At 49.0% G+C, this 5848-nt stretch carries 4 protein-coding genes; 1 reads left to right on the top strand and 3 read right to left on the bottom strand.

From position 1 onward, the window contains the following. Nucleotides 1-420: 420 nt before the first annotated feature. From GS399_RS20380 to GS399_RS20370, 3 genes are all read right to left on the bottom strand, one after another. Nucleotides 421-2718, bottom strand: a complete 2298-nt coding sequence (locus GS399_RS20380) for a xanthine dehydrogenase family protein molybdopterin-binding subunit (protein WP_160846507.1) — start codon at nt 2716-2718, stop codon at nt 421-423. Nucleotides 2719-2722: 4 nt separating this feature from the next. After that, a complete protein-coding gene (locus GS399_RS20375) occupies nt 2723-3748 on the bottom strand; it encodes an FAD binding domain-containing protein (RefSeq protein ID WP_160846506.1) in 1026 nt (341 codons plus the stop codon). Nucleotides 3749-3814: 66 nt separating this feature from the next. Continuing rightward, nucleotides 3815-4603, bottom strand: a complete 789-nt coding sequence (locus GS399_RS20370; protein ID WP_160846505.1) for a 2Fe-2S iron-sulfur cluster-binding protein — start codon at nt 4601-4603, stop codon at nt 3815-3817. A 282-nt stretch (nt 4604-4885) separates the two neighbouring features. Between GS399_RS20370 and GS399_RS20365 the strand changes: the two genes are divergently transcribed. Beyond that, nucleotides 4886-5176, top strand: a complete 291-nt coding sequence (locus tag GS399_RS20365; RefSeq protein ID WP_160846504.1) for a hypothetical protein — start codon at nt 4886-4888, stop codon at nt 5174-5176. Nucleotides 5177-5848: the final 672 nt, after the last annotated feature.

Here is a 5848-nt window from a genome sequence, read left to right as displayed (position 1 = left end):
GTGCCCTGATCAATGGCAGTAAGATATGAACGTTTGCTTCCTGCCGTTGATTAACGGAACTGCCGATATTTCTGGCACTGCCCCGACTGCCGATCATAAATTACGACCATTGATAGTACGCGAGCTTTCCGACAGCGCCGGGCGAATGTCCTTGCAAGGTTGGGATTGTGTAAGGGAAAGGGCCTCAGCATTTGAAAAATGCAGCCTGTGTTGCAAGGAAATTGTATAATAGGTCGTGCGGCAAAGGCGCCTTCGGAAAGCTCTTGACTTTTTGGGAACTTTTGTGTCAAGACAAAAGTACCTAGCCATCGGGCGGCAATGAGCCCGGCTGACATTCATTAAATAGCTGTTGTTGATAGTACCGTTAACTGGCTTAAACCTCTGCTTAGGAATCGCACCGACATTTAACCGAGACGTATATTAAACGTATTGTTCATCAAAAAATTTATCCGGCGTCAACGGGAGATCCCGCAATCTTTTACCGGTTGCATTAAATACAGCATTCGCAATAGCTGCAGATACACCGGTGATTCCAATTTCACCTATTCCACGCGCGCCAATAGGTGAAATATGTGGGTCCGGCTTACCGATAAAATGAACATCTATCGGCGGAACATCGAGGTGAACCGGCACATGATAATCGGCTAGTGTACGTGTCACCGGGTTACCCCAGCGCTTATCATACTCAGTTGCCTCCATTAAGGCTGCACCAATACCGAAGATTACACCACCAATGATCTGCGACCTCGCTGTTTTCTCATTCATGATCCTCCCAACATCCTGCACGCTGGTAAAGCGTTTAACGCGGATGGTGCCAAAGTCTTCATCTACCCAAACTTCGGCGAATTGCGCACCGAACGAATGAAAAGCATACTGCTTGGTATCGCTGTTTTGTTCCGGCGGAGTTTGGCTCGGCGTGCAAAGCGCACTCGGAACGGTAAGCCCTGCACCTGAAACCGGCAAAGTAGTCGCACAAGCTTCAATCTCGTTTCTCTTTGCACGGCTTAAAATATTTAAATAGGTGTCGGATTTTTTTTCATCGCCTGTTACGAAAAGTTTACCGCTTGCATAACCGATTTCTTCCGGTTTGCGACCGTTTAGTTTAGAATCAGGATCATTGATTGTGAGGGCGATAAGTTCTTTTCTCAGCAACACGCCGGCTTCCATTGCTGCAGGATGAATGCTCGCGGTTGTTTGCGAACCACCCGCCAATGGCGCAGCAGGAAGACTGGAATCCCCGATCTTGACCTCGATGCGGTCAACCGGTACACCCAGTGCGTCGGCTACAGTTTGTGCCAGCACGGTATAAGTTCCAGTACCGATATCGATGGATGCGGTCATCACTGTTACATCACCTTTTGAATTCATCATTACCTTTACGGATGCTGCACTTCTTCCTCCGGGATAGGTCGCTGTCGCCATTCCGTAACCCACAAGGTATTTTCCATTCCGTTTCTGCCTGGGTTCCATGCTGCGGGATGACCATCCGAACCGCTCCGCGCCGATGCGGTAACAGTCTACCAGGAATTCACTGGAAAAATCATGCCCCTTCATCGGGTCTTTGGTAGTATGATTTGTGATCCTAAATTCTATTGGATCAACTTTCAATTGATAAGCCATTTCATCCATCGCACACTCCAATGCAAAGGTGCCTGGAGTTTCGCCGGGAGCACGCATGAACGTTGGGGTGCCGCGATCCAGGTGCGCTACATTGTAAGTAACCTCACGAAGCGGAGCCTTATACAAAACAAGCGATTGCTTGCCGCTGGGTTCAAAAAACTGCGTCAGGTTATTATAAGTATCTGTATGATGACGTAACACGCTTAACTTTCCGGCAGCGTCTGTCCCGAGCGCCACGTGTTGAAAGGTTGCCGCACGATGTCCCACATTGGTTTGCATCATCTGCCGCGTGAGAGCAAGCTTCACCGGGCGGCCCGCTGTTTTTGCAGCCATCGCAACAATTAACGTATGCAGCCAGAGTCCCTTAGAGCCAAAGCCGCCACCAACAAAAGGCGCGATGACACGCACGTCTTCCTTTTTTAACCCAAAGAAATATGCGGCAATGGCACCGGTAAGCCCAACTCCCTGGGTGGCGTCATATAAAGTAAGTTTATCGGCACCTTCCCAGACTGCAACCGTTGCATGCGGTTCCATCGGGTGATGATGTTCAGCGGGGGTTGAATAGGTATGATCAACTTTTTGGGGCGCCGCCGCCAGCGGTGCAGCCGCTTCTCCTTCATGCACCTGGGCTTCTTCACCCATGAACATCTTCGGTTTCTTGCTGTTTGGAAGTTCGGTTTTCAGATCAACTGCAGCTTTCTCGACCGTGTAACGCACTTGTAGTTTATAGGCGGCTGTACGAGCCTGCTCGTAGGTTTCGGCTACTACCACAGCGATGAATTGTCCTGGATAATGCACGACGTTATCCTGCAGCGGCGGAAGATTTTCACCGAGGAATGCAGCACCGGCTTTCATCTGCGCCGGCATGTCGAGTGGCTTCAATTTCAGCGCATTCTTATAACTGATTACGGCAATTACGCCAGGCTCCTTTTTAGCAGCGGCGTCATCGATGGATGCGATCGTTCCTTTTGCAATGGTCGCGCGAACAGGAAAAGCATAGGCCATGTTCGGCTGGTTAAACTCCGCAGAATAGGTCGCCTTACCACTAACCTTCATGCGCCCGTCAATGCGACTTATTGGTTTACCGGTTTCACTCATGATCTTAATCTTTGTTTGTTGAATCTGCTTCCATAGTTCCATAGGCGCCCCCCTGCATGGCGCCTTCCAAGGCTCGCGCGATAGCTTTAGCGGCTAATCCTACTTTATATTTGTTATGCTCCAATGGCTTCGCATTTTTCAGCTCGGCCGCTGCTGCGGCCTTGAAATTTGCTTCCGTGGCTTCCTTCCCGGTAAGCCATTTCTCGGCGACTGATGCGCGCCAGGGCTTATGTGCAACTCCGCCGAGGGCGATTCTTACTTCTTTAACCTTATTGCCGTCCGTTACTAAAGCTGCAGCAACAGAAACCAAAGCAAATGCGTAGGAAGAACGTTCACGAATCTTAAGGTAGTAAGATTTATCTGCGAGCTGGTTTGCAGGCAGGTCGATCGATGTAATGAACTCTCCTTGCTTCAGGTTATTATCTTTTTCTGGATGATCGCCGGGAAGCCGGTGAAAATCTGCAAATTGAATGCTTCGTTTTGCATTATTTAGGCCCTCCACCTGTACAACGGCATCCAGCGCGGCCAGCGCTACCGCCATATCAGAAGGATGAGTGGCCACGCATTTTTCTGACCATCCAAAAATTGCATGATTTTTATTTAAGCCATTAAATGCGCCGCAGCCTGTGCCTGGTTCGCGTTTATTACACGGCATGTGTACATCATAGAAATACGGGCATCGCGTGCGCTGATTCAAGTTGCCGCCATTGGTAGCCATATTCCGTATCTGCGCGCTGGCACCCGCAAGTATCGCCATGGAAAGTAACGGATAATTTTTCCGGATGATCTCGTCGTTAGCCGTAAAAGCATTGGTGGCAGTAGAGCCAATGGACACTCCGTCTCCCTTCTTTTCAATCTTCGAATATTTTAACCGGGTCACATCTACAAGCTCGGAAGGCCGCATCACGTCTTCTTTCATCAGGTCGACGAGGTTGGTTCCACCACCAAGATATTTCGCCGTTGGATTAGCAGATACGATTTTGATCGCGGTAGCCGGATCGGGCGCATTTGAATATTTGAATGGTCTCATAACAGACGCTTTACTTATGATAAAAAAAGAAGCATTAGATCTAAATAAGGCAACAACAGGTATGATCTACATGGTACCGTCGGCGAACTGCCAAACCTGCGCCACAGCTTGATCGCCATGCACTTCCCGGATAGCATTTACAATGTTTGGATAGGCGCCGCAGCGACAGATATTACCTGACATGCGTTCCCGGATTTCTTCGCCGGAAAGTTTAACAGGCTTGACCTTCTCGCGCACGTTGCCGGTCACGTAACTGGCCTCACCGTTTTTTGCTTCATCCATTAATGCAACGGCCGAGCAGATTTGCCCCGGAGTACAGTATCCGCACTGGAATCCATCGTGTTTGATGAAAGAGGCTTGCATCGGATGCAGTTCATTGCCAACAGCCAGGCCCTCGATCGTGGTTACTTCTTTGTCCTCACAAGTCGCGGCTAGTGTAAGACAGGACAGCACTCGTCGACCATCAACAATTACCGTACATGCGCCGCACTGACCATGGTCACAACCCTTTTTCGAGCCTGTAAGATCAAGGCGCTCGCGAAGCGTATCGAGCAGCGTCATACGTGAATCAACCATCAGCTTTTGCGCACTGCCATTAACTTTAAATGAGATGTTGACCCCATTCTCGATCAATACCGGCCCCGAAGATTCAATTGGAACGCTCCGGGCCATCAACTGTTCGATACCCAATATATGTGCGGCCAGTAAGCTGGTACCTGTTACCGCAAAAAGTTTAAGGAAATGCCGGCGTTTGATACCTGACGTAATGATCTCGCTCATTTCGTCGGGCATGAGTTCTTCAAGTGCTTTTCGTTCCGCGTCGGTAAGGTCGGGGAATTTTGATTGCTCTTCCATAAAGTGTGTTAGATGTACACCTAAGTTAAGGTTTTAATTTCGTTCAAGTATTCAACCTGGTTAGTTTTTATTTGCCGCAACGACGTGTTGATTAGCCATCCCGCAGCAATGAGCCGGACTCCCTTTCATTTTGCTATTGCCTTCATAGCCAGGCGGGCCTAGATACTTTTTTCTGCAGCAAAAAGTATCCAAAAATGCCGCGGCTGCTGAATCTTTGTCGTAAATACCTAATAAATTGTTTAGGAGCATGTTCCGAGCCGTGGGAATGGAACTGCAATTTGAATGAACCTGCTCCACTCACGGAAAACGCTGATGCTTGTGCCGATTCGAAAGGAACTGCAAACAATTTTATTGGCCTTTACTTCCAAATCTTCAAAGGCCGGTTCGTGCTTCGGCAAGCGCTGTAATAGGATGAATGTTTACTTCCTACCGCTGATCAATGGAACTACTGATGAAGACAGCACTGCCTGGTTCGGCGCCATGCAGGTCGGCGTGAAATCCGGGCGCGGTGGGCCGAAAAGAAATGCGGGCCGCGCGTGTGATTGTGCGGCTGAAGCTTATTTCTTTTCTTGATTTTTGGGTACTTTTTATCAAGAAAAAGTACCTAGCCATCGGGCGGCAATGAGCCCGGCTAACTTTGATTTTTGCAAAAGCCACTCATTAGAGTACTCTCTTGCATGTATAAATATGTTTAGCCTTCATGGCCAGGCAGGCCTAGTCCTTTTCCTACAGTGGAAAAGGACCAAAACACCGCCGGCTTCACCGATCTTCAGCTAAAAGTTTATGCTGATAGCGTGAACGCAGCGAAGAGCCGTGTGAATGGCAGCATTGACCGAGCGTTCATGCAACACTCGCTTCATCTGCTTGTCAGTGCAAAAAGAAAGGAATCACAACGCCATCACCACAAACTTTCTTAACGCTGAATCCGCTGAGGCCGGGTGCCCCAATTAGTGGCAGCGGGTTATGATCGTTTGTCTCCTGCCGCTAATTAATGGAACTGCCATTGTTATTGGCACTGTCCCAACTGCCGATCATAACATACTACCATTGATAGTACGCGAGCTTTCCGACAGCACCGGGCGAATTTCCTTGCAAGGGTGGCCTGCGGGTGAGAAAGGGCATCAGCATTTGATAATGCAGCCGAGTTGCAAGGAAATTGTGCGGCTGATCTGTGCGGCAGAGGCGCCTTCGGAAAGTTCTTGATTTTTTGCCTACTTTTTTATCAAGAAAAAAGTAGGGTGCCCT

This window comes from Hufsiella arboris (assembly GCF_009834875.1).
GTDB lineage: Bacteria > Bacteroidota > Bacteroidia > Sphingobacteriales > Sphingobacteriaceae > Hufsiella_A > Hufsiella_A arboris.
The sequence above is the reverse complement of the archived record's forward strand: the minus strand, read 5'-3'. Positions and strand labels throughout refer to the sequence as shown.

What these genes read in the sequence shown, in the direction of transcription:
- GS399_RS20380 (WP_160846507.1), bottom strand. Translation starts at nt 2,718, where the DNA reads ATGAGTGAAACCGGTAAACCAATAAGTCGCATTGACGGGCGCATGAAG.
- GS399_RS20370 (WP_160846505.1), bottom strand. Translation starts at nt 4,603, where the DNA reads ATGGAAGAGCAATCAAAATTCCCCGACCTTACCGACGCGGAACGAAAA.
- GS399_RS20365 (WP_160846504.1), top strand. Translation starts at nt 4,886, where the DNA reads ATGAACCTGCTCCACTCACGGAAAACGCTGATGCTTGTGCCGATTCGA.
- GS399_RS20375 (WP_160846506.1), bottom strand. Translation starts at nt 3,748, where the DNA reads ATGAGACCATTCAAATATTCAAATGCGCCCGATCCGGCTACCGCGATC.